Origin of the sequence: Streptomyces bullii (genome assembly GCF_042657145.1) — a bacterium.
Lineage (GTDB): Bacteria > Actinomycetota > Actinomycetes > Streptomycetales > Streptomycetaceae > Streptomyces > Streptomyces bullii.
In genome coordinates, this window is record NZ_JBHSNY010000010.1 from 281,869 (window position 1) to 306,292 (window position 24,424).

19 protein-coding genes are annotated in these 24,424 nt (G+C 70.0%); 6 read left to right on the top strand and 13 right to left on the bottom strand.

All coding sequences use genetic code 11. From position 1 onward, the window contains the following. Positions 1 to 51: 51 nt before the first annotated feature. The 6 genes from prcA to arc all read right to left on the bottom strand — a co-directional run bounded on the left by prcA (position 52) and on the right by arc (position 5,895). Complete coding sequence (gene prcA, locus ACFPZJ_RS28470; RefSeq protein ID WP_381027302.1) at positions 52 to 798, bottom strand: proteasome subunit alpha; 747 nt, start codon at positions 796 to 798, stop codon at positions 52 to 54. Positions 799 to 857: 59 nt separating this feature from the next. Continuing rightward, positions 858 to 1,703, bottom strand: coding sequence for a proteasome subunit beta (gene prcB / locus ACFPZJ_RS28475; RefSeq protein ID WP_381027304.1), 846 nt, complete (start codon positions 1,701 to 1,703; stop codon positions 858 to 860). Positions 1,704 to 1,742: 39 nt separating this feature from the next. After that, entirely contained in the window at positions 1,743 to 1,832 is a 90-nt protein-coding gene (locus ACFPZJ_RS28480) for an endonuclease domain-containing protein (RefSeq protein WP_381027307.1), read from the bottom strand. A 151-nt stretch (positions 1,833 to 1,983) separates the two neighbouring features. Continuing rightward, a complete protein-coding gene (locus ACFPZJ_RS28485; protein WP_381027309.1) occupies positions 1,984 to 2,202 on the bottom strand; it encodes a ubiquitin-like protein Pup in 219 nt (72 codons plus the stop codon). A gap of 179 nt (positions 2,203 to 2,381) precedes the next feature. Beyond that, the gene (gene dop / locus ACFPZJ_RS28490) at positions 2,382 to 3,893 is read right to left on the bottom strand and encodes a depupylase/deamidase Dop (protein ID WP_381027311.1); all 1,512 of its coding nucleotides are present in this window, start codon (positions 3,891 to 3,893) and stop codon (positions 2,382 to 2,384) included. A gap of 235 nt (positions 3,894 to 4,128) precedes the next feature. After that, positions 4,129 to 5,895 carry a proteasome ATPase gene (arc, locus tag ACFPZJ_RS28495; RefSeq protein ID WP_381027314.1) on the bottom strand — a complete coding sequence of 589 codons (1,767 nt, stop codon included), beginning with the start codon at positions 5,893 to 5,895 and terminating at the stop codon, positions 4,129 to 4,131. 246 nt (positions 5,896 to 6,141) lie between these two features. Here arc and ACFPZJ_RS28500 point away from each other — a divergent pair, with 246 nt between their 5' ends. Next, positions 6,142 to 6,447, top strand: coding sequence for a ferredoxin (locus ACFPZJ_RS28500; RefSeq protein ID WP_381027317.1), 306 nt, complete (start codon positions 6,142 to 6,144; stop codon positions 6,445 to 6,447). 58 nt (positions 6,448 to 6,505) lie between these two features. Here the strand turns inward: ACFPZJ_RS28500 and ACFPZJ_RS28505 are convergent, their stop codons facing one another. From ACFPZJ_RS28505 to ACFPZJ_RS28515, 3 genes are all read right to left on the bottom strand, one after another. Next, positions 6,506 to 7,084: a hypothetical protein gene (locus ACFPZJ_RS28505; RefSeq protein ID WP_381027319.1), complete on the bottom strand. Its 579-nt coding sequence runs from the start codon at positions 7,082 to 7,084 to the stop codon at positions 6,506 to 6,508. Between the two features lie 257 nt (positions 7,085 to 7,341). Next, positions 7,342 to 8,244: a tRNA (adenine-N1)-methyltransferase gene (locus ACFPZJ_RS28510; protein WP_381027322.1), complete on the bottom strand. Its 903-nt coding sequence runs from the start codon at positions 8,242 to 8,244 to the stop codon at positions 7,342 to 7,344. Positions 8,245 to 8,303: 59 nt separating this feature from the next. After that, entirely contained in the window at positions 8,304 to 10,100 is a 1,797-nt protein-coding gene (locus ACFPZJ_RS28515; protein WP_381027325.1) for a site-2 protease family protein, read from the bottom strand. A 391-nt stretch (positions 10,101 to 10,491) separates the two neighbouring features. Here ACFPZJ_RS28515 and ACFPZJ_RS28520 point away from each other — a divergent pair, with 391 nt between their 5' ends. Further along, positions 10,492 to 11,385 (top strand): RecB family exonuclease, encoded by an 894-nt coding sequence (locus ACFPZJ_RS28520; RefSeq protein WP_381027701.1) that lies wholly within the window; start codon positions 10,492 to 10,494, stop codon positions 11,383 to 11,385. Positions 11,386 to 11,399: 14 nt separating this feature from the next. Then, positions 11,400 to 12,071 (top strand): response regulator, encoded by a 672-nt coding sequence (locus tag ACFPZJ_RS28525; protein WP_020141342.1) that lies wholly within the window; start codon positions 11,400 to 11,402, stop codon positions 12,069 to 12,071. Positions 12,072 to 12,231: 160 nt separating this feature from the next. Here the strand turns inward: ACFPZJ_RS28525 and ACFPZJ_RS28530 are convergent, their stop codons facing one another. The 4 genes from ACFPZJ_RS28530 to metH all read right to left on the bottom strand — a co-directional run bounded on the left by ACFPZJ_RS28530 (position 12,232) and on the right by metH (position 20,550). Then, a complete protein-coding gene (locus tag ACFPZJ_RS28530) occupies positions 12,232 to 13,812 on the bottom strand; it encodes an ABC transporter substrate-binding protein (protein ID WP_381027328.1) in 1,581 nt (526 codons plus the stop codon). Between the two features lie 102 nt (positions 13,813 to 13,914). Continuing rightward, entirely contained in the window at positions 13,915 to 15,519 is a 1,605-nt protein-coding gene (locus ACFPZJ_RS28535) for an ABC transporter substrate-binding protein (RefSeq protein ID WP_381027330.1), read from the bottom strand. A 456-nt stretch (positions 15,520 to 15,975) separates the two neighbouring features. Next, on the bottom strand, positions 15,976 to 16,674 hold the full coding sequence (locus tag ACFPZJ_RS28540) for an HAD family hydrolase (protein WP_381027333.1): 699 nt from the start codon (positions 16,672 to 16,674) through the stop codon (positions 15,976 to 15,978). Positions 16,675 to 17,037: 363 nt separating this feature from the next. Continuing rightward, positions 17,038 to 20,550, bottom strand: coding sequence for a methionine synthase (gene metH, locus ACFPZJ_RS28545; RefSeq protein WP_381027336.1), 3,513 nt, complete (start codon positions 20,548 to 20,550; stop codon positions 17,038 to 17,040). A gap of 347 nt (positions 20,551 to 20,897) precedes the next feature. Between metH and ACFPZJ_RS28550 the strand changes: the two genes are divergently transcribed. From ACFPZJ_RS28550 to glpK, 3 genes are all read left to right on the top strand, one after another. Beyond that, the gene (locus ACFPZJ_RS28550) at positions 20,898 to 21,662 is read left to right on the top strand and encodes an IclR family transcriptional regulator (RefSeq protein WP_381027339.1); all 765 of its coding nucleotides are present in this window, start codon (positions 20,898 to 20,900) and stop codon (positions 21,660 to 21,662) included. A gap of 342 nt (positions 21,663 to 22,004) precedes the next feature. Further along, positions 22,005 to 22,799: an MIP/aquaporin family protein gene (locus ACFPZJ_RS28555; RefSeq protein WP_381027342.1), complete on the top strand. Its 795-nt coding sequence runs from the start codon at positions 22,005 to 22,007 to the stop codon at positions 22,797 to 22,799. An 85-nt stretch (positions 22,800 to 22,884) separates the two neighbouring features. Next, a complete protein-coding gene (glpK, locus tag ACFPZJ_RS28560) occupies positions 22,885 to 24,423 on the top strand; it encodes a glycerol kinase GlpK (protein WP_381027344.1) in 1,539 nt (512 codons plus the stop codon). Position 24,424 lies beyond the last annotated feature (1 nt).

The following is a 24,424-nucleotide window of genomic DNA, read 5'->3' on the forward strand; positions in this document are numbered from 1 at the left end:
CCCGGCCGGTGACCGGTCGGGGCGCTGCGACGCGTGGCGGTGGGAGCGGGACTACTCGCCGTCCGAGGAGGACTCCGCCTCGTCGGCCGTCGACGCACCGGCCGCCTCCAGCAGCCGGGACAGCTGACGCCCGGTGATGCGCTTGAACTTGCGCTTCTGGGGACGCGTACGGTCCAGCACCGCGACCTCCAGCCGCTCCGCGGGGATCTCCCGCTCACTGCCGTTCGTGTCGCGGGAGAGTGCCTGCACGGCCAGCTTGAGCGCCTCGGCCAGCGTCATGCCGTCCCGGTGGCGCTGGTCCAGGTAGCTGCTGATCTGCTCCGCGTTGCCGCCCACGGCCACGGAGCCGTGCTCGTCGACGATGGACCCGTCGTGCGGCAGCCGGTAGATCTGGTCGCCGTCCGGCGTCACCCCGACCTCGGCGACGACCAGCTCCACCTCGTACGGCTTCTCCGCCGCGCTCGAGAAGATCGTGCCCAGCGTCTGGGCGTACACGTTGGCCAGGCCCCGAGCGGTGACATCGTCGCGGTCGTACGTGTACCCCCGCAGGTCGGCGTAGCGCACGCCGCCGATCCGCAGGTTCTCGTACTCGTTGTACTTGCCGGCGGCCGCGAAGCCGATCCGGTCGTAGATCTCGCTGAACTTGTGCAGCGCGCGGGACGGGTTCTCGCCGACGAACACGATGCCGTCGGCGTACTGCAGCACGACCAGGCTGCGACCACGGGCGATGCCCTTGCGGGCGTACTCCGCCCGGTCGGCCATGGCCTGCTGGGGTGAGACATAGAACGGCGTCGACACCGGTTATCCGTCCCTTTCTGTGGAAGTCACTGGATCACCTGACAACAGAGCGCCGCCGGCTACAGCAGCGCGGCCCGCGGACCGTCGGGCTGCTCCAGCCGCCGCTCGAGGACCGAGCGCGCGATCTGGGCCGCCTCGTCCTCGGTGAGCCGGCGGAAGCCGTCCTCGGTGATCACGGTGACGATGGGGTAGATCCGGCGGGCGACATCGGGACCACCGGTCGCCGAGTCGTCGTCTGCCGCGTCGTAGAGGGCCTGGACCACGAGAGTGGTGGCCTCGGCCTCGCTCAGGTCGTCGCGGAAGAGCTTCTTCATGGCGCCGCGGGCGAAGATGGAACCGGAGCCGGTGGCCGCGTACCCCTGCTCCTCGGAGCGTCCGCCCGTCACGTCGTAGGAGAAGATCCGGCCCTTTTCCCGGTCGATGTCGTAGCCCGCGAAGAGCGGGACCACGGCCAGGCCCTGCATCGCCATGCCGAGGTTGGACCGGATCATGGTCGACAGCCGGTTCGCCTTGCCCTCCAGCGACAGCTGCGCACCCTCCACCTTCTCGAAGTGCTCGAGCTCCAGCTGGAACAGCTTCACCATCTCCACGGCCAGGCCCGCCGTGCCGGCGATGCCCACCGCTGAGTACTCGTCGGCCGGGAAGACCTTCTCGATGTCCCGCTGCGCGATGACGTTGCCCATGGTGGCCCGCCGGTCACCGGCCAGCACGACGCCGCCGGGGAACGTGACGGCGACGATGGTCGTGCCGTGCGGCGCCTCGATCACGCCCTGGACGGGGGGCAGTTGCCGGTTGCCGGGCAGCAGTTCCGGCTGGTGCTCGGACAGGAAGTCCATGAAGGAGGAAGACCCTGGCGTCAGGAAGGCAGCTGGTAGACGCCCGGTGCTACGAGTGTTGGCTTCCACGCGTTTCCTTCCAAGTAGTCGGCAGCTCGGCTCGCGGCTTCAGGGACCGCCCCTCAACAGGCCGACGCCGAAATTGCAGTTGCAGCACAGTACGCCACGGACCCTACCCCCGTTGCGGGAGTGATCCACCTGCGCGGCCGGGGACTTTCAGCAGATCACACGGTGTGCCGGGGGGAAGACTGCGCGCGGCGTGCTCGCAGCACGCCGCGCGCAGTACCCCACCGCGGCTCGTCCGTCACGGCCCCGCGTCGCAGACCTTCGTTTCGAAGGAAAGGCGGGCTTACTGGCCACCCTTCTGAACGAACGACCTCACGAAATCCTCGGCGTTCTCTTCCAGGACGTCGTCGATCTCGTCGAGGACGGAGTCCACGTCGTCGTTCAGCTTCTCGTGCCGCTCCTTGAGGTCCTCCGATGCCTGCGCCTCCGGCGCCTGCTCCTCGACCTCCTCGGTGGACCGGGTCGCCTTCTGCTGTCCGCCGCCGGTGTCCTTGGTCGCCATCACCCTCACCCCGCTCGGTTCGCCCGACACAGTTGCTCGGTCAAGATCAGACCCTACAAGCCGGGTCCGACAATGCCCCCGCAGTTTCTCCAACGTACGGGGACCACCTCGATGATTCCCGGACCCCGGGTTTTCCACCCTGTCCGGCCGGCTCCGCCCGAGTACCCGCCTGGAGCCGATCAGCCCCCGGACAGGACCCTGACCAGGTCTTCCGCCGTGCGGCAGCGGTCCAGGAGCTCCTTGACGTGATTACGCGTTCCGCGAAGCGGTTCCAGGGTTGGAACGCGCTGCAGGGAGTCCCGGCCCGGCAGGTCGAAGATCACCGAGTCCCACGAGGCCGCCGCGACGTCGTCCGCGTACTGCTCCAGGCAGCGCCCGCGGAAGTAGGCGCGCGTGTCCTCCGGCGGGGTCGTACGGGCCCGCTCGACGTCCGCCTCGTCCAGCAGCCGCTTCATGCGCCCGCGGGCCACCAGACGGTTGTACAGGCCCTTCTCGGGGCGTACGTCGGCGTACTGGAGGTCGACGAGGTGCAGCCGCGCGGCGTCCCAGTCGAGGTTGTCGCGGCGCCGGTAGCCCTCCATGAGCTCCCGCTTGGCGACCCAGTCCAGCTCGCCGGCCAGGCTCATCGGGTCGTTCTCCAGGCGGGTGAGGGTGTCCTCCCAGCGGGACAGGACGTCCTTGGTCTGCTCGTCGGCGTCCGCGCCGAACCGCTCCTCCACGTACTTGCGCGCCAGCTCGTAGTACTCCATCTGGAGCTGGACGGCCGTCAGGGTCCGCCCGCTGCGCAGCGTGACCAGGCGCTGGAGCGACGGATCGTGGGAGACCTGGTGGAGGGTGCGGACGGGCTGGTCGACGGCCAGGTCGACGGCGATGAAACCGTCCTCGATCATCGACAGCACCAGGGCGGTCGTGCCCAGCTTGAGGTACGTCGAGATCTCCGACAGGTTCGCGTCGCCGATGATCACGTGGAGCCTGCGGTACTTCTCGGCGTCCGCGTGCGGCTCGTCGCGGGTGTTGATGATCGGGCGCTTCAGCGTCGTCTCCAGGCCGACCTCGACCTCGAAGTAGTCCGCGCGCTGACTGAGCTGGAAGCCGTGCTCGTGCCCGTCCTGGCCGATGCCGACGCGGCCCGCGCCGGCGAAGACCTGGCGGGAGACGAAGAACGGCGTCAGGTGGCGCACGATGTCCGAGAAGGGGGTCTCCCGCTTCATCAGGTAGTTCTCGTGCGTGCCGTAGGACGCGCCCTTGTTGTCGGTGTTGTTCTTGTACAGGTGGATCGGCTGGGCACCGGGCAGCTGGGCGGCCCGCTCCGCGGCCTCGGCCATGATCCGCTCGCCCGCCTTGTCCCACAGGACGGCGTCCCTGGGGTTGGTGACCTCGGGGGCGCTGTACTCGGGGTGGGCGTGGTCGACGTAGAGCCGTGCACCGTTGGTGAGGATCACGTTGGCCAGGCCGATGTCCTCGTCGGTGAGCTGGCTGGCGTCGGCGGCTTCGCGGGCGAGGTCGAAGCCCCGCGCGTCGCGCAGCGGATTCTCCTCCTCGAAGTCCCAGCGGGCCCGGCGGGCCCGGTGCATCGCCGCCGCGTAGGCGTTGACGATCTGGGACGAGGTGAGCATGGCATTGGCGTTGGGGTGGCCGGGAACGGAGATGCCGTACTCCGTCTCGATGCCCATTACTCGCCGTACGGTCATGCGGCCCTCCTTGCCCGGCGGCGCCCTCGGTCGTGGGCGCCGCTCAGATACCGCTGGCGCTCGGTTGCGTGTGCGGTGCCCGTCCCCGCACTGCGCGACTCGGCGGTACGCAAGAGCCTAGAACGCCTTTGCGCTGGTGGGGAGATCATTTGCGTCATTGCTGTGCTCCAGCCGTGGCCCCGAAAAACAGTCGGCTGCGGGTACCCGCTGAGGGCACCCGCAGCCGCCCTGCCTTTTACAGGTACTGACCGGTGTTCGCCACCGTGTCGATGGAGCGTCCGGTGTCCGCACCCTGCTTTCCGGTGATGAGCGTACGGATGTACACGATCCGCTCGCCCTTCTTTCCGGAGATACGGGCCCAGTCGTCCGGGTTGGTGGTGTTCGGCAGGTCCTCGTTCTCCTTGAACTCGTCCACGCAAGCCTGGAGCAGGTGGGAGACCCTGAGGCCCTTCTGGTTCTTCTCGAGGAAGTCCTTGATCGCCATCTTCTTGGCGCGGCCGACGATGTTCTCGATCATGGCGCCGGAATTGAAGTCCTTGAAATAGAGAACTTCCTTGTCGCCGTTTGCGTAGGTGACCTCCAGGAAGCGGTTCTCCTCGGATTCGGCGTACATCTGTTCCACGGCCGTCTGGATCATGGCCTGGACGCACGCGCCCTTGTCGCCGCCGTGCTCCCGCAGGTCCTCGGCGTGCAGCGGCAGGCGCTCGGTGAGGTACTTGCCGAAGATGTCCTTGGCCGCCTCGGCGTCCGGACGCTCGATCTTGATCTTCACGTCGAGCCGGCCGGGCCGCAGGATGGCGGGGTCGATCATGTCCTCACGGTTGGAGGCGCCGATCACGACCACGTTCTGCAGGCCCTCCACACCGTCGATCTCGGCGAGCAGCTGCGGGACGATGGTGTTCTCCACGTCCGAGCTGACACCGGAGCCACGGGTGCGGAAGAGGGACTCCATCTCGTCGAAGAAGACGATCACGGGGGTGCCCTCGCTGGCCTTCTCACGAGCACGCTGGAAGACCAGGCGGATCTGCCGCTCGGTCTCGCCGACGTACTTGTTCAGCAGCTCGGGACCCTTGATGTTGAGGAAGAAGCTCTTGCCGGCGGCCTGGCCGGTCACCTCGGCGACCTTCTTGGCCAGCGAGTTGGCCACCGCCTTGGCGATCAGGGTCTTGCCGCAGCCAGGAGGCCCGTACAGCAGGACACCCTTGGGCGGCCGCAGTTCGTGCTCCTTGAACAGGTCGGGGTAGAGGTACGGCAGCTCGACCGCGTCGCGGATCGCCTCGATCTGGTTGCCGAGGCCACCGATCTGCTCGTATCCGATGTCGGGGACCTCTTCGAGGACGAGCTCCTCGACCTCGCTCTTCGGCACGACCTCGTAGACGTACCCGGAGCGCGGTTCGAGCAGGAGGGCGTCGCCGGGGCGGATGGTGACGTCCAGCAGCGGCTCGGCGAGCCGTACCACCCGCTCCTCGTCGGTGTGCCCGAGCACCAGGGCCCGCTCGCCGTCCTCGAGGATCTCCTTGAGGGTGACGATGTCACCGACGCGCTCGAACTCCATGGCCTCGACCACGTTGAGCGCTTCGTTGAGCATCACTTCCTGGCCGCGCCGCAGCTCGTCGAGCTCGACGCTCGGGCTGACGTTCACCCGGAGCTTGCGGCCCCCGGTGAAGATGTCGGCCGTGCCGTCCTCGTTCGCCGCGAGGAAGACACCGAAGCCGGCCGGGGGCTGTGCGAGCCGGTCGACCTCCTCCTTGAGGGCCACGATCTGGTCACGGGCCTCACGGAGCGTGTTGGCGAGTCGTTCGTTCTGGGCGGACACGCCGGCCAGGTTGGTCTGCAGCTCGACGATCCGCTCTTCGAGAATCCTCGTGTGTCGCGGAGAGTCGGCGAGCTTACGTCGCAGGACGGCGATCTCCTGCTCAAGGTAGGCGATCTGCCCGGCCGGGTCGTCGGACCCGCGTCCCGGGCGGATGCCGCGGTTCATGTCGTCGTCGTGGGCTGCCACGGTCCTCACCTCCTCCAAGGGGAGCTGGACGCTTCCAGACCCTACCTGGGCGGGTGTCGATTGAAACCCCTAGATCACAAAGACGGTCGGGGTGTGTCCGATCTTCACCCTTGCGCTCTCCCTCACGCCAGGGGAATACCCACCGGACATGATTGGAACCCAGTCGGAGGTAGGGTCGAAGCGTTCAACACCCGTCAGAGCTGGCCGGATTCCCGGTACGGCTCGACGCAGGAAACGGCAGGAGAGATGAGCGTGCAGCAGCAGGCCGGGGCCGGCGCGGAGGCACTGGAGGTCTGGATCGACCAGGACCTGTGTACCGGCGACGGCATCTGCGCCCAGTACGCGCCCGAGGTGTTCGAGCTGGACATCGACGGTCTGGCCTATGTGAAGAGCGCCGACGAGGAGCTTCTCCAGGACAGGGGCGCGACAACGCCCGTGCCGCTGCCGCTTCTCACGGACGTGATCGACTCCGCGAAGGAGTGTCCGGGCGAGTGCATCCACGTGCGCCGCGTTTCGGACAAGGTCGAGGTGTACGGCCCCGACGCCGAGTGACCACTTCGGCACGGCCGGTCACAACTGTCTTGTTTCTCACACACCAGGTGAGCCTGCTTCACACGCTGCGGGCCCCGGCCGGTGTGGACCGTACGAACGCACCGTTCTCCCAGCGCCACTTCGCCTCGCTCTGCACGTCCGGGCAGCAACGGGGTACGTCCGCCGACGAGTAGCCGAGGAGCGTGGCGGTGACCGCGCCGTCGCGTACGGCGAAGTCGCTGACGAGGGTGCCGTCCTTGGGGTCGAGCAGGGTGGCCACCACGCGGGGCTTGTCGCCGGCGGAGTCGCGGGTGAGGACGTACACGCCGTCCGGCGGGGTGCCCATGGGGGCGTCGCAGTGGACCACCGCGACCGTCTCGGGCCGGCCGTCGCCGTCGAGGTCCCCCGAGGCCCGCTTCTTCACCACGGCCTTCACCGGGCCGCAGTCGAGGGGGAGGTCGACGTCCGCCGGGTCGGGCGGCGCGGTGTTCGCCGGGGCGCTGTTCGTCTGCGGGCCGGCCGTCTGGGCCGCCGTCGCCGCGCCCGGCTGCAGGACCGAGGAGAGGGCCACGACGCCGGCGAGGGCGGTGGCGGTGGCGAGCCAGTGGATCGGGCGGGTGTGGGTGTGGGCGAGCTCCGGGACGGCGGAAGGCTGCACTAGGAGGGTCTCCTGTGAGGGCTGTGCCGGTGGGGGTGGCCAGCATCGTGCCACACGTCACAGTCCGTGGGAACGGCGGGGGTGTGAACTTCCCTCCTGTGCGGGAACTCGCATGGGTTCGGGCAACGCGTGTGGTCCGGTCGCGCGGGTGACGGTCTCTGGTGGCCTGTCAACACGAAAGCGCCGTGGCCGGTTTCCCGCCGGGTCGGGGGAACTCGGCCACGGCGCCCGCCCGTTGTACGCGGCACCGGGCCGCCTCAGCGGCCTGTGCCTCCGGTGGCGTTGGGGCCTTCGTAGTCCTCGCCGTAGGCCCCCTTGGCGGGGCGGCGGCGGCGCATGGGCGGCTCGACGCCGTCCGCGAGACGGCGGGCGGTGAGCAGGAAGCCGGTGTGGCCGATCATCCGGTGGTCCGGGCGGACGGCCAGGCCCTCGATGTGCCAGTTGCGGATCATCGTCTCCCAGGCGGTCGGCTCGTTGAAGCAGCCGATCTCGCGGATGGACTCGACGGTCCGGGCGAGCTGCGTGGTGGTCGCGACGTAGCAGCACAGGATGCCGCCGGGGACGAGGGCCTTGGAGACGGCCTCCAGGCACTCCCAGGGGGCGAGCATGTCGAGGATGACGCGGTCGACGTCGGTGTCGGACAGGTTGTCCTGGAGGTCGCCGACGGTCAGCTGCCAGGCGGGGTGCGGGCCGCCGAAGTAGCGCTCCACGTTCTGCTTCGCGATCTCGGCGAAGTCCTCGCGGCGCTCGTAGCTGTGCAGCATGCCCTGGTCGCCGATGGCGCGCAGCAGGAAGCTGCTCAGCGAGCCGGAGCCGACGCCCGCCTCCACGACGCGCGCGCCGGGGAAGATGTCGGCGAAGGCGAGGATCTGACCCGCGTCCTTCGGGTACACGACGGCTGCCCCGCGGGGCATGGACAGGACGTAGTCGGGGAGCAGGGGGCGCAGCGCGAGATAGGCGACGTTCCCGGTGGTGCGGACAACGCTGCCCTCGGGAGCGCCGATCAGTTCGTCGTGCGGGAAGGAACCCTTGTGGGTGTGGAAGTTCTTCCCGGCCTCGAGCGTGAACGTGTAGTGGCGGCCCTTGGGGTCGGTCAGCTGTACCTGGTCCCCGACCTTGAAGGGCCCGCGCCTGCGGGCGGCACCGGTCGGTTCGGACATGTGACCAGCCTACCGGCGTTTCGGGGGGCCGCCGACCACCCGCGGGTGCCGCCGGCTCCTCAGCTGGGGCGGGCCATGGCCTTGACGAAGGCGCGCTCGACGTCGGCCGCGGACAGCACGCCGTAGATCTCGCCGGTCTCCTCCACCACCAGGTACTCGGTCGCCGGGGTCGCGCGCAGGGCGTCCAGGAGCTCCTCGCCCGCCAGCTCCGCCGACACGCGCATGCCGTCGGTGAGCTCCTGGGCGAGGCCGCTGACCGCGACCCAGGGGCGGCGGTGCTCGGGTACGCCGACGATGGCGGCCTCGCGGACGATCGACAGGGGCCTGCCCTCGGCGTCGACGACGACGAGCGCGCGGGCGCCGGCGGCGTTGGCGCGGCGCAGGGCCTCCGAGAGCGGGGTGTCGCTCTCCACGGGGACCGCGCGGCGGGTGAGGGTACGGGCGCGCAGCTCGGGGAGGTGTTCGCGCAGGCGGGCCATGCGCAGGCTGTTGCCCGCGCCGGTCCAGATGATCGCGGCGAGGATGGCGGCGAGCAGGGCGTCCAGGACGGTGTCCATGCCGACGCTGTCCACGGCGTCGGAGCCCAGTGCACCGGACTGGGTGAGCAGCGGCAGTCCGATCAGGACGGAGACGGCGAGGGCGCGGCCGACCCAGGCGGCGGCGATCGTGCCGGTCATCGGCTTGCCGGTGAGCTTCCAGACGACCGCGCGCAGCATGCGGCCGCCGTCCAGGGGCAGGCCCGGCAGGAGGTTGAAGGCGGCGACGATCAGGTTGGAGATCATCAGGCCGGCCAGCAGGACGCCCGGGACAGTGCCGGGCTCGACGGCCTGCATGGCGAGGTAGAACCCGCCCGCGAGGGCGAGGGACAGCAGCGGGCCGACGAAGGCGAGCACGAACTCGCGGCCCGGGGTCTCGGCCTCCTTCTCGATCTCGGAGACACCGCCGAAGAACTGGAGCTGGATGCGCCGCACCGGGAGTCCGAAGCGGAGGGCGGCGACCGTGTGGGCCAGTTCGTGGACGAGTACCGAGGCGTAGAAGGCGACCGCGAAGAAGAGCGACACCAGGTAGCGCAGGGCGCCGAGCTCGGGCAGCACGCGGTCGAGCTGGCCGCCGAACACCCAGGTGATCAGGGCGGCGACGAGGAACCAGCTGGGCGCGACGTACACGGGCACCCCGAAGGGCCGGCCCATCAGCAGCCCGCCCCGGGGCTCGGGGGAACGGGGCCCGGGGTTCTGCTCGGTACCGGAGTGGGCGAGTGTGCGGTCGTGGTGACCGGCGGTGGAGCCGACGGGCCGGCGCGCGCGGGCGCCGGGGTCGGGTCGGCCGCCGAGCGACTTGCCCGTGCGCTCCTCTTGGTCCTCGCCTCGCCCCTGACCCGCCGTCCGGTCCTGCCGGCCGTCGACGGCCCGGGCCGTGTCGCCGGCCGGAGGGCTGTCGCCGGACCCGGCGGGGTGCGGAGCCGCGCCGCCGACGGCCGATCCTCCCGGACGGCGGTGGTCCGCCTCGTCCGCGGGTGCGGCCGAACTCCGTCGGCCCGCCGCACCCGAACCCCCTCCGTCCGCTGCGTCAGCCCCCTGGGCTGACCGACCCGTGGAACCGGCGTTGTCGTCGGGCCGTTCGGACGCGGGCCGCGCCGCGTCGTCCGGCGTGCCGGTCGGGTGCGCCGACCGCTCGGACTCGGGCTGTGCGGAGGCGAACCGCACTGCGCCCGGCGGCTGTTCGTCGGCCGGGGCGGGCTCGGTGGGTCCCGGGTCGGGGCGTGCGGGGTCGGCGGCCGGGGCCGCGGGCCCTGCGTGGCGCTCGGCCGACTCGTCGTTGCCGGACCGCGGCTGCCCGCGCCCGCCGCTCTCGTCCACCGGTGTCCCCTCGATCGAAGAAGCGTCTCCCGCACCTGGCGGACGGGAGGGTCTCGAGTCGATGGTATGCGGCCGTCGCGACGCGTTCCGCCCCGGCACCCCTGTGTCACCGTGCGTCGCAGGCGTCGTGACGGCGACCGGGTCACTGTCAGTGGCGGGCCGTAAGGTCTGGGGCATGGAGACGAGCACCGAGGGCGGGACGGACGCCCCCAGCAGCCCTGCCGCGGCGGCGGACCGCCCGCCGCCGGCAGCCGAGGCGGGGAAGGCCGCGGGAGCGGCCGGGACGACGGCATCGGCAACCACCACGAGGGACCCGGCCGCGGTCACGCCCACGATCGGGACAGCGGCTGCGGCAGCGACCACTTCCACCACCACGACCGCAGCCCCGACCATGACCGAGACCATGACCGCGACCACCGTCACCGAGCCCGTCGCCATAGCGCCCGCCAGCCTGTCCCCCTCGCGTGCCGGCGACTTCATGCAGTGCCCGCTGCTCTACCGCTTCCGCGTCATCGACCGGCTCCCCGAGAAGCCGAGCGAGGCGGCGACCCGGGGCACTCTGGTGCACGCGGTGCTCGAACGGCTCTTCGACGCCCCGGCGGCCGAGCGCACCGCGCCGCGGGCCAAGTCGCTGATCCCGGGCCAGTGGGACCGGCTGCGCGAGACACGGCCGGAGGTCGGGGAGCTGTTCGCGGACGACCCGGAGGGCGAGCGGCTGGCGCGCTGGCTCGCCGAGGCGGAGCGACTCGTCGAGCGCTGGTTCACGCTGGAGGACCCGAGCAGGCTGGAGCCCGCCGAGCGCGAGCTGTTCGTCGAGGCCGAGCTGGAGTCGGGGCTGCGGCTGCGGGGGATCATCGACCGGGTCGACGTCGCGCCCACCGGCGAGGTGCGGATCGTCGACTACAAGACGGGCAAGGCGCCGCGCCCCGAGTACGCCGAGGGCGCGCTGTTCCAGATGAAGTTCTACGCGCTGGTGGTGTGGCGGCTGAAGAACGTGATCCCCCGGCGGCTGCAGCTGGTCTACCTCGGCAGCGGTGACGTCCTGACGTACGACCCCGTTCTCGCGGACCTTGAGCGTGTCGAGCGCAAGCTGCTGGCGCTGTGGGACGCGATCCGGCGCGCGACGGAGACGGGCGAGTGGCGGCCCCGCCCTACCAAGCTCTGCGGCTGGTGCGACCACCAGGCGCACTGCCCGGAGTTCGGCGGCACTCCCCCGCCGTATCCGCTCCCGGTGAGGGCGGCCGAGTCGGAAGCCGGGGCCCAGGGCAGAATGGGGCCGGACTAGCGAAGGAGACTTACGTGGCCATCCGCGTCCTATTGGTCGACGACCAGCCGCTGCTGCGTACGGGCTTCCGGATGATCCTGGAGGCGGAGCAGGACATCGCGGTCGTCGGCGAGGCCGGAGACGGCCTCCAGGCGCTCGACCAGGTGCGGGCCCTGCAGCCCGACGTGGTCCTGATGGACATCCGCATGCCGCGGATGGACGGTGTGGAGGCGACCCGGCAGATCACCGGGCCCGGGCGGGACGGCCCGGCGAAGGTGCTGGTGCTGACCACCTTCGATCTCGACGAGTACGTCGTGGAGGCCCTCAGGGCGGGAGCCAGCGGCTTCCTGCTGAAGGACGCCCCGGCCAACGAACTGGTGCAGGCGATCCGCGTGGTGGCCGCCGGGGAGGCGATGCTCGCGCCGAGCATCACGCGCCGGCTGCTCGACAAGTACGCCACGCATCTGCCGTCCGGCGACGAGCCGGTGCCGGACACCCTGCACACGCTCACCGACCGCGAGGTCGAGGTGCTGAAGCTGGTGGCTCGGGGGCTGTCCAACGCCGAGATCGCCGCCGACCTGTTCGTCAGCGAGACCACCGTCAAGACGCATGTCGGGCACGTCCTGACCAAGCTGGGCCTGCGGGACCGGGTGCAGGCGGCGGTGTACGCCTACGAGAGCGGGCTGGTGCGCCCCGGCGCGCAGTAGACCGTCGGCGACGGACCGTGGCGCGACGGACGTCGTGCAAAAGACAGTCATGCCGAAGACCGTCCTGCGAAAGACGGTGGTGCGCGGCACCGTCGCACGAGAACCGAGGGGCGCTCCCGCCTCCGCTGGAGGAAGGAGCGCCCCTCGGCCTGTGGACGGTTCAGCCCTTGCTGAGCTCCCAGAAGCGGAACACGGTCGAGGCGTCGAGGCAGTACTCCAGCCCGTAGACGCTGTCGCGGACGACCGCGTACTGCTTGGCCTGCCAGACCGGCAGCACGGGCAGTTCGTCGGCGACGATGTCCTGGAGCCGGCCGAACTCCTTGTCGGTGGCGGAGCGGTCGCTCTGCGCGGCGGTGCGCGGGATGAGCGTGCCGTTGATCACGCTGTTGCTGTAGTTGTTGCCCAGCACGTTGCCCTCGCCGAAGAAGGGGGCCGTGAAGTTGTCCGGGTCCGGGTAGTCCGGGATCCAGCCCTTCACGTACACGCCGTACTTGCCGGCGACGATGTCCTTCTCGTACTGGTCGAAGGCGACGGACTGCACGTCGGCCTCGAACAGCCCGCTGGCGTTGAGCTGGCCGGCGATCGCCTTCAACTCGTCGTCGGTGGCCGGGCCGTAGCGCGACGGGGTGGACCACAGGGTCAGCTTCACCTTGCCGGTGATGCCGTCGGCCCGCAGCGCGGCCTGTGCCTTGGCCTTGGAGGGGCGGGCGCCGTAGGTGTCGAAGTAGGCCGTGTTGTGGCCGGCGATACCGGCCGGGATGATCGAGTAGAGCGGGGTGGCCGTGCCCTTGTAGATGTCCCTGATGAGGGCTTCGCGGTCGATGAGGTGGGCGATGGCCTTGCGCACGCCGAGCTTGCCGGCGACCGGGTCGTCCATGTTGAACACCAGGTGCTGGACCTCGGCGCTGCTGCCCTCGACGACCTCGACGCCGGAGCCGTCGTCGGCCTTCTCGATGTCCGCGATGTCGTGCGCGGTCAGACCGCGGTAGGCGATGTCGACCTCGCCGTCCATGAGGGCCTGCTTGAGCGCGGCCTGGTCGCCGTGGAAGAACTTCAGCGTCACGCCGGTGTTCTGCACCTCGGCAGTGCCCTTGTAGTTCTCGTTGACCGAGAAGACGGCCTTGTCGTCGCCGAACGAGTCGAGCTTGTACGGGCCGGAGCCGACGGCCACGCCGTCCTTGCGCAGCTTGTCCCCGTCGTACTGGCGGTGGTCGACGATCGAGCCGGCGCCGGAGGCGATCTTGCTGGGGAAGGTGGCGTCCGGCGTGTTGAGCCGGAAGACGACGGTCTTGTCGTCGGGTGTCTCCACCTTGTCGAGCGTGGGGAACATGACGGCGGGGCCGTCCGGGTCGTTGATCTTCAGCATGCGGTCGAAGGAGAACTTGACGTCCTCGGAGGTGAGGGCGTCACCGTTGCTGAACTTGAGCCCGTCCTTCAGCGTGCACTTGTAGACCTTGGTCTGTGTGTCCGCGAAGGCGCACTGTTCCGCGGCCTCGGGCTGTGGCTCCGTGGCGCCCTTGGGGAAGCTGAGCAGTGACTGGAAGACGTTGTTGAACAACAGCCAGGAGCCGGGGTCGTAGCCCGAGGCGGGATCCGTGGCCAGGACGTCGTCGGACATCCCCATCACCACGGCGGAGCCGTCTCCCCCGGCGTCGCCGGACTCCGCTCCGCAGCCGGTCAGCAGGCCGGAGGCCAGCCCCGCCACGATGGGCAGGACCGGCCACTGGTTGCGCATGTTCACGTGAGTGTGCCTTGTCGTCGGTTCTCGGGAAGCCGGGACCCGTCCCAGGGACCCGGCACGAGCCCGGGGCCCTGGTCGAGGGCCCGGGCACGCAGAGGTCGGTCAGCCGCTCACACCGCGGCCGAGCTCCCACAGCTGGAGCGTCGCGGAGGAGTTGAGCGCGTACGCGGCGCCGGTGACGTCGCCGTGTGTGGCGATGTACTGCTTGCCCTGCCACAGCGGCAGCACCGGTACGTCGTTGGCGACGATGTCCTGAATGCTCGTCAGGCTGTCCTCGGCCGACAGCCGGTCGGCCTCGCGGCGTGACTGCGGGATCAGCACGTCGCGGATCCGGCTGTTGGCGTACGGCGACCCGAGGAAGTTGTCCTTGTCGAGGAACGGGGCCAGGAAGTTGTCCGGGTCGGGGAAGTCCGGGAACCAGCCCATGCCGTAGACCTCGTACTCGCCCTTCTGCCCGGCCGGGCGGAAGGTCGACCAGGGGCTTCCCTCGATGCTGACGTCGAACAGGCCGCTGTCGTTGAGCTGCTTGCGCAGCAGCTCGAACTCCTTCTTGGTGGCCGCGCCGTAGTGGTCGGTGGTGTAGTGCAGCGTCAGCTTCACCGGCGTGGTGATGTCGGCCCTGGCCAGCAGAGCCCTGGCCTTGGCGACGCTCGGGTCGCCGTACTTGTTGAAGAACGCGTTGGAGTGCCCGGTGATGCTGGCCGGGACCAGCGAGTACAGCGGCTCGGCCTGGGAGCCGTAGACCTTGGAGACGAGCTCGCCGCGGTCGACGAGCTGGGCCATCGCCTGGCGGACGGCCTTGGACTTCACGGCCGGCGCGTTGGTGTCGAACGCCAGGTAGCGGATCTCCAGGCCGGACATCTCGACGAGGTCGATGTCGCTGTCGGAGCCAGCCGAGAGCTCGTGGATCTGCTCCGGGGACATGGTGCGGGTCATCAGGTCGATGTCGCCCTTCTCCAGCGCCTGCCCCATGGCGTCCGGGCCGTCGAAGGAGACCATCTCGACCTTGTCGTTGTTCACCTGCAACGACCCCTTGTAGTGGGGGTTCTTGGTGAACACGGCCTTGACCAGCTCGTCACCCTCGGTCTCGGCCTGGAGGGTGTACGGGCCGGATCCGTCCACGGCGAAGCCGTCGCGCAGCTCGTCCTTCGCGTAGTCGTCCGGGTCGACGATGCCCGCGACGGGCGTCGACAGCTTGTACGGGAAGGTGGCGTCGGAGGTCCTGAGGTGGAAGATGACCTCGCGGTCGCCCTGGGTCTCGACGGTGTCGATGGTGGACAGCAGGGCGAACACGCCGCTGTCGGCCTTGAGGGAGCGGGCGCGGTCGATGGAGTACTTCACGTCGGCCGCGGTGACGGGGTCGCCGTCGGCGAACTTCAGGCCCTGCCGCAGGGTGCAGGCGAAGCGCTCGTTGCCGACGTCGGTGAAGCCGCACTTCTCGGCGGCCTCGGGCACCGGCTCGCCCTCGCCACGGGGCTGGACCATCAGGGTCTGTACGGTCTGGCGCAGGATGTTCCAGGTGCCGACGTCGTAGGCGTACGCGGGATCGAGGGGCGCGGGGGCGTCCTTCGAGGCGGTGAACCGGTCCGTGGTGCCGACGACGATCGCGTCGCCGCCGCCGCTCGTGCCGTCGGTACTGCCACAGGCGGCGAGCACCGGCGCGAGCAGGCCGATCACGGCCGGCAGCACCAAAGTTCTGCGGTTCATGCTCGAGTTTCTCCAGAGCTGTCGACTCCGTGTATCCGGCATGCATGGGTGGCGCAGCGGATCCCGGAGCTGGGGGCGATGTTCTCGCGACGAGATTAGTCCGCAGCAGCAGGAGGGGTTGACACCAGTGGAGTTGAGCCCCCATCACGCAGGGGAACCGGGCGTGGACAGACCGAAAACCCGTCGGCGGAAGGATTCGTGCAGCGTCCCATCAATCGGGACACAAAGGCGCGCCGACCGCCCCCGCAGGGGGGTGAACAGCACGCGCGTGGCTCCCTGTCGACCCGTTCCGAGGTGGGGAACGTCACACCTCCGGCCGGTCCCGGGGCACGGGAATTAGGCCGTCCGTGGCGGCCGGAATTCCGTCGGACGCTTGTTCTGTTCGTTCGGACACACGGCTGGGAAATTGCCGCCCTAAGGACACCGCACCCTGGGTGAACACCCGGCGTATTTCTGTCATGGGGCGGCGATCAGACCGTGCAGAAATGTCAGGTCGATGTCTTCCAGCGAGGTCACGACGGTCCGCCGGGTGGCCGGTGCGATGGGGGCCACGGAGGGCACCGCCACGACGTGGCAGCCCGCGGCCTCTGCGGCGGCGACGCCGGTCGCGGTGTCCTCGATGACGGCGCATCTGGCCGGCTCGGCGCCGAGTCCGGCGGCGGCCACGAGGTAGGGGTCGGGGTGGGGCTTGGTGCGCGGCACCTCGTCCCCGGCGACCGTCAGGGCGAAGTGGTGCGCTCCGAGCGAGGTCAGCACACGGTCGATGATCCGCCGGTGCGAGGCCGAGACGAGGGCGGTGGGGATCTCGTACTCGTACAGCTCGGCCAGCAGGCGGGCGGCGCCGGGCATCAGCGGCAGGGTGCGGCCGATCCGCTCCTCGAAGCCGTTGTTCAGCAGCACCGTGAGTTCGGCGAGGGTGATGTCGGCGCCGGTCGCCTCGATCAGGAAGCCGGCGCTGCGGGTCATCGGCCCGCCGACGACGACATGGCGCCAGGACTCGTCGAGCGTGTGACCGAGGGAGGCGAAGACCTCGACCTCGACGTCCCACCAGAAGCCCTCCGTGTCCACCAGGGTGCCGTCCATGTCGAGGAGCACCGCCTGCAGGGCGGAGCCTTCGGCCGTACGGGTGCCGAGAGCGGGGACCGTACTGGTCATCCACCTACCTCCTTGAGGGACGATCAGGCCGGTTCCCCACGAGAGGAACCGGCCTGCAGTGGATCGACCAGTGTACGTCGTGCGCGGAGGAAACGCCTTGTTTGGCCGATGCGGTCCGGGGCACACGGGAGGAGCGCCGGGGGGCGACCCGGTGTGTGCCACAAGGGCCCGCTGTGACACCGCCGAGGCGTGTCACAGCGGGTTCGGCCGCCCACCCAGGCCGGGGCACCCCGTCGTACGGAACCACAGCGGTTCGGCCACCCACCGGGGCCAGGGCAACCGACGTACGGGGCCCCAGCGGGTTCGACCCCACCGAGGTCGGCGCCGAAGGTGAGGGACCTCCCGGGCACCCCGTCGTGCGGGTCAGCGGGCGTTGAAGTACTTCGCCTCCGGGTGGTGGATGACGATGGCGTCCGTGGACTGCTCGGGGTGCAGCTGGAACTCCTCGGACAGGTGGACGCCGATGCGCTCCGGCTGGAGCAGGTCGGCGATCTTGGCGCGGTCCTCCAGGTCGGGGCACGCGCCGTAGCCGAGGGAGAAGCGGGCGCCGCGGTACTTCAGCTCGAACATGCCCTGCATCTCGTCCGGGTCCTCGCCGGCGAAGCCGAGTTCGGCGCGCACGCGCGCGTGCCAGTACTCGGCGAGCGCCTCGGCCAACTGGACGGACAGGCCGTGCAGTTCGAGGTAGTCGCGGTAGGCGTTGGACTCGAACAGCCGGGCGGTCTCCTCGCCGATCCGTGAGCCGACGGTGACGACCTGCAGGCCGACGACGTCCGTCTCGCCGGACTCCTCCGGGCGGAAGAAGTCGGCCAGGCACAGCCGCCGGCCGCGCCGCTGACGCGGGAAGGTGAACCGGGTGCGCTCGTTGCCGGACTCGTCCAGGATGATCAGGTCGTCGTCCTTCGACACGCACGGGAAGTAGCCGTAGACGACCGCCGCCTCCAGCAGGTTCTCCGTCTGGAGCCGGTCGAGCAGGCCGCGCAGCCGGGGCCTGCCCTCGGTCTCGACGAGCTCCTCGTACGTCGGCCCTTCGCCGGTGCGGGCCTGCTTCAGGCCCCACTGGCCCTTGAACAGGGCGCCCTCGTCCAGCCAGCTCGCGTACTCCTTGAGCTGGATGCCCTTGACGACGCGGGTGCCCCGGAAGGGCGGCTCGGGGACGGGGTTGTCGGTGGCCACGTCGGAGCGGACGTGCCCCTCCTCCGGCCGTTCCTCGACCTCGACGGTGGCCGCCCTGACGCGGCGCTGCCGCAGTTCGGGCAGCTTGGCGCCGGGCACGCCGCGCTTGATGCCGATGAGGGCGTCCATCAGGCGCAGGCCCTCGAACGCGTCGCGGGCGTAGCGGACTTCACCCTCGTAGATCTCGTGCAGGTCCTGCTCTACGTAGGCGCGGGTGAGGGCGGCTCCGCCGAGGATGACCGGGAAGCGGGTGGCCAGGCCCCGGCTGTTGAGCTCCTCCAGGTTCTCCTTCATGATCACCGTGGACTTGACCAGGAGCCCGGACATGCCGATGACGTCGGCCCTGTGCTCCTCGGCGGCCTCCAGGATCGCGGAGACCGGCTGCTTGATGCCGAGGTTGACGACGTTGTAGCCGTTGTTCGTCAGGATGATGTCGACGAGGTTCTTGCCGATGTCGTGCACGTCGCCGCGCACGGTGGCCAGCACGATGGTGCCCTTGCCGGCCTCGTCGGTCTTCTCCATGTGCGGCTCGAGGTGGGCCACCGCCGTCTTCATCACCTCGGCGGACTGGAGCACGAACGGCAGCTGCATCTGGCCGGAGCCGAACAGTTCGCCGACGACCTTCATGCCGTCCAGGAGGGTGTCGTTGACGATGTCGAGGGCCGGGCGAGTCCGCAGGGCTTCATCGAGGTCGGCCTCCAGGCCGTTGCGCTCGCCGTCGATGATGCGGCGCTTGAGGCGCTCGTCCAGCGGCAGGGCGGCCAGTTCCTCGGCCTTGCCGGCCTTGAGGGACTTGGCGGTGGCGCCCTCGAAGAGCTGCATGAGCTTTTGGAGGGGGTCGTAGCCCTCGCTGCGGCGGTCGTAGATCAGGTCGAGGGCGGTCTGCACCTGCTCCTCGTCGAAGCGGGCGATCGGCAGGATCTTGCTCGCGTGCACGATCGCCGAGTCCAGGCCCGCCTTGACGCACTCGTCGAGGAAGACGGAGTTGAGCAGGATGCGGGCGGCCGGGTTGAGGCCGAAGGAGATGTTGGACAGGCCCAGGGTGGTCTGCACCAGCGGGTGGCGCTTCTTCAGCTCCCGGATCGCCTCGATGGTGGCGATGCCGTCCTTGCGGGACTCCTCCTGGCCGGTGCAGATGGTGAAGGTCAGACAGTCGACGAGGATGTCCTCCTCGCGGATGCCCCAGTTCCCGGTCAGGTCGGCGATCAGCCGTTCGGCGATCTCGACCTTCTTCTCGGCGGTGCGGGCCTGACCCTCCTCGTCGATGGTCAGCGCGATCAGCGCCGCCCCGTGCTCCCTGGCGAGCTCGGTGACCTTGGCGAACCGGGACTCGGGGCCGTCGCCGTCCTCGTAGTTCACCGAGTTGATCACCGCGCGGCCGCCGAGCTTCTCCAGCCCCGCCCGGATCACGTCGACCTCGGTGGAGTCCAGCACGATCGGCAGGGTGGAGGCCGTGGCGAAGCGGCCGGCCAGCTCCCGCATGTCGGCCACGCCGTCCCGGCCGACGTAGTCCACGCACAGGTCGAGCATGTGCGCGCCCTCGCGGATCTGCTCGCGGGCCATCTCCACGCAGTCGTCCCAGCGGCCGTCCAGCATGGCCTCGCGGAACTTCTTCGAGCCGTTGGCGTTGGTGCGCTCACCGATGGCCAGGTAGGAGGTGTCCTGCCGGAACGGCACCGACTGGTACAGGGACGCCGCGCCCGGCTCGGGCTGCGGGCGGCGTTCGGCCGGGGTCAGCCCGCGGACCCGCTCGACGACCTGGCGCAGGTGCTCGGGGGTGGTGCCGCAGCAGCCGCCCACCAGGGACAGGCCGTAGTCGCGGACGAAGTTCTCCTGGGCGTCGGCCAGCTCCGGCGCGGTCAGCGGGTAGTGCGCGCCGTCCTTGGTCAGCACGGGCAGACCGGCGTTGGGCATGCAGGACAGCGGGATCCGGGCGTGGCGGGAGAGGTAACGCAGGTGCTCGCTCATCTCCGCCGGGCCGGTCGCGCAGTTCAGGCCGATCATGTCGATGCCCAGCGGCTCCAGCGCGGTCAGTGCCGCGCCGATCTCCGAGCCCAGCAGCATCGTGCCGGTCGTCTCCACGGTCACCGACACGATCAGCGGGACGTCGTAGCCGGCGACGGCCATGGCACGCCGGGCTGCGACGACCGAGGCCTTCGTCTGGAGCAGGTCCTGGGTGGTCTCCACGAGCAGGGCGTCCGCGCCGCCCGCGAGCAGGCCTTCGGCGTTCTGCTGGTAGGCGTCCCGGATCGCGTCGAAGGTGGTGTGGCCGAGGGTCGGCAGCTTGGTGCCGGGGCCCATCGAGCCGAGCACCCAGCGCTGCCGTCCGTCCCGGGCGGCGTACTCGTCGGCGGTCTCGCGGGCGATCCGGGCGCCGGCCTCGGACAGCTCCGTGATGCGCTCGGGGATGTCGTACTCGCCGAGGGCGGTGAGGTTGGCGCCGAAGGTGTTCGTCTCCACGCAGTCCACGCCCGCGTCGAAGTAGGCGGAGTGCACGGAGCGCACGATGTCGGGCCGCGTGGCGTTGAGGACCTCGTTGCAGCCCTCCAGGTTCTGGAAGTCCTCCAGGCTCGGGTCCTGCGCCTGGAGCATGGTGCCCATCGCTCCGTCGGCGACCACCACACGGGTGGCGAGTGCCTCGCGGAGCGCGGACGCACGGGTCCGGCTGTCGGCGGAAGGGGTCGGCGGCAACGAGGCCATGAAAGGGGCTCCCTCAGGTGCGACGGCTGTCGGCTATGCGGCTTCCCGGAACCTCCGGCGGCAAGGGCGTCCTGCCGGGACGTGCCGGAAAGAGGCGCACGGCGCCAGCGTAACCGGGAGTCGGTCGGGATGTGCAGGGCGTCCACGGGCCGGACTCGGATGGCGGACAGGGCGGTCCTTGTGGGACTGATGTGGCGCCTGAGATGACGCGAGAGGCCACCGGCGGCGAAACCCACAGCGACCGACCATTAGCGGAAGGTCGGCATCGACCGGTAGTGTTCGGCATTGCCGAACGGCGGCAGCGGTGTTGCGCGTCGGCGGTCGAAGGGGACGGAGGCAGTACGGCGATGGCACGGAACATCCAGTCGCTCGAGCGGGCGGCCGCGATGCTGCGGCTGCTGGCGGGCGGCGAGCGGCGGCTCGGCCTGTCGGACATCGCCTCGTCGCTGGGCCTCGCCAAAGGCACCGCCCACGGCATCCTGCGGACCCTCCAGCAGGAGGGCTTCGTCGAGCAGGACGACGCCTCCGGGCGCTACCAGCTGGGCGCGGAGCTGTTGCGGCTCGGTACGACGTATCTCGACGTGCACGAGCTGCGGGCGCGCGCCCTGGTGTGGACGGACGACCTGGCCCGGTCCAGCGGCGAGAGCGTCCATCTCGGCGTCCTGCACCAGCAGGGCGTGCTGATCGTGCACCACGTCTTCCGGCCCGACGACAGCCGGCAGGTCCTGGAGATAGGGGCCATGCAGCCGCTGCACTCCACCGCCCTCGGCAAGGTGCTGTCGGCCTACGACCCGGTCGCCCACAGCGAGGCCCTGGAGGCCGACCGCAAGGCGTTCACGGACCGGACCGTGTGCGAGCTCGACGCCTTCGAGCACATCCTCGACCTGACACGCGCGCGTGGCTACGCGGCGGACGTCGAGGAGACCTGGGAGGGCGTGGCCTCCATCGCTGCCCCCATCCACGACCGGCGGCGCATGCCGGTGGGCGCCGTCGGCATCACCGGCGCGGTGGAGCGGCTGTGCCGGGACGGCGAGCTGCGCCCCGAGCTGATCGCGGCGGTCCGGGACTGCGCCCGCGCGGTGTCGCGGGATCTGGGCGCCGGGCGGTTCTGAGGGGTCACGGGCCCACCTACGGAGGACCGGAGCGCCGTACGGCGTTCCGGCGTGCAGCCATGCCCTGGGGGGCATACCAGGTGGAAGGCGCGCAGACCCACCGGAAGATCGATAACCGGTGACGATCAATAACGATCGTGCATTCGATAACAGAGCTCTTGACGCATGTGTGACCCCGCAGCGAGACTCCCGTCCATCGGTCGGCATTGTCGAACACCTACCGGCAATACGCGCTAGAGTGTGGCAACGCCAAGGGCCGGCATCGCTCTCACCCCCGAGGGCGCCAATCCCCGGCGGGACCCGGGGGTCGGCTTCCCTGGACGAAGGACAAAGGAGTCGCGGGTGTCCAGCTCCGACATCTTCATCGGCGAGACCATCGGTACCGCCATACTCATCCTGCTCGGCGGCGGAGTGTGCGCCGCCGTCACGCTGAAGGCCTCCAAGGCCCGCAACGCCGGCTGGCTCGCCATCACCTTCGGGTGGGGCTTCGCAGTACTCACGGCGGTCTACACCTCGGCGCCGCTGTCCGGCGCCCACCTGAACCCGGCCGTGACGGTCGCACTCGCGATCAAGGACGGTGACTGGAGCAACGTTCCGACGTACGTCGCCGGGCAGCTGCTCGGCGCCATGATCGGTGCGGCTCTGGTCTGGCTCGCCTACTACGGCCAGTTCCACGCCCACCTCACCGACCGCGAGATCGTCGGCGGCCCGGGCGCACAGGCCACCGCCGCCAAGGCCGTCGAGGCTCAGGAGAAGGGCGCGGGCCCGGTGCTCGGCATCTTCTCCACCGGCCCCGAGATCAGAGTCGTGTGGCAGAACCTCGCCACGGAGATCATCGGCACGGTCGTGCTGGTGCTCGCGATCCTCACGCAGGGCCTGAACGACAACGGCAACGGTCTGGGCACGCTGGGCGCGCTCATCGTCGCACTGGTGGTCGTCTCGATCGGTCTGTCCCTCGGCGGTCCGACGGGCTACGCGATCAACCCGGCCCGTGACCTCGGTCCGCGTATCGTGCACGCCCTGCTGCCGCTGCCCAACAAGGGCGGCTCCGACTGGGCCTACGCCTGGGTGCCGGTGGTCGGTCCGCTGATCGGCGGCGCGATCGCCGCAGGCATCTACAACGTCGCCTTCGCCTGAGTGCGCCCCGCCTGCGCATTCGCGGAACTCAGCGCGCGCCGTACATGAAGCCCCGTAACGACGGATTTTCTCCCAGGAGCACACAGTGACCGACGCACACACCGCCGGCCCCTTCATCGCGGCCATCGACCAGGGCACGACCTCGTCCCGCTGCATCGTCTTCGACCGGGACGGCCGGATCGTCTCCGTCGACCAGAAGGAGCACGAGCAGATCTTCCCCAAGCCGGGCTGGGTCGAGCACAACGCCAGCGAGATCTGGACCAACGTCCAGGAGGTCGTCGCCGGCGCCATCGAGAAGGCCGGCATCACCCGCGACGACATCAAGGCCATCGGCATCACCAACCAGCGCGAGACGACCGTGCTGTGGGACAGGAACACCGGTGAGCCCGTCCACAACGCCATCGTCTGGCAGGACACCCGTACCGACGCCCTGTGCCGGGAGCTCGGCCGCAACGTCGGGCAGGACCGCTTCCGCCGGGAAACCGGCCTGCCGCTGGCCTCCTACTTCGCCGGCCCCAAGGCCCGCTGGCTGCTCGACAACGTCGAGGGCCTCAAGGAGCGCGCCGAGGCGGGCGACATCCTCTTCGGCACCATGGACACCTGGGTCATCTGGAACCTGACCGGCGGTGTCGACGGCGGCAAGCACGTCACGGACGTCACCAACGCCTCCCGCACGCTGCTGATGAACCTCCACACGATGGAGTGGGACGCGAAGATCTGCGAGTCCATCGGCGTGCCGACGCGGATCCTGCCCGAGATCCGCTCCTCCGCCGAGGTCTACGGCGAGATCAAGGGCGGCAAGCTGGGCGACCTGCTCGGCGGCATCCCGGTCGCCTCCGCGCTCGGCGACCAGCAGGCGGCCCTGTTCGGCCAGACCTGCTTCGCCGAGGGCGAGACCAAGTCGACGTACGGCACCGGCACCTTCATGGTGATGAACACCGGCGACAAGATCATCAACTCCTACAGCGGCCTGCTGACGACCGTCGGCTACAAGATCGGCGACCAGGACACGGTCTACGCCCTGGAGGGCTCGATCGCCGTCACCGGTTCGCTGGTGCAGTGGATGCGCGACCAGATGGGCCTGATCTCCACCGCCGCCGAGATCGAGACCCTCGCGCTGTCGGTCGAGGACAACGGCGGGGCCTACTTCGTACCGGCCTTCTCCGGCCTGTTCGCCCCGTACTGGCGCTCCGACGCGCGCGGTGTGATCGCCGGCCTGACCCGGTACGTCACCAAGGCGCACCTCGCGCGCGCCGTCCTGGAGGCCACCGCCTGGCAGACCCGGGAGATCGCGGACGCCATGACGAAGGACTCCGGTGTCCCGCTCGCCACTCTCAAGGTCGACGGCGGCATGACCTCCAACAACCTGCTGATGCAGACGCTCTCGGACGTCCTGGACGCCCCCGTGGTGCGCCCGATGGTCGCCGAGACCACCTGCCTCGGCGCCGCCTACGCCGCCGGCCTCGCCGTCGGCTTCTGGACCAGCACCGACGACCTGCGCGCCAACTGGCGCCGGGCCGCCGAGTGGACCCCCCGCATGGACGCGGAGACCCGCGACCGTGAGTACAAGAACTGGCTCAAGGCCGTCGAGCGGACCATGGGCTGGCTCGAGGACGAGGAGTAAG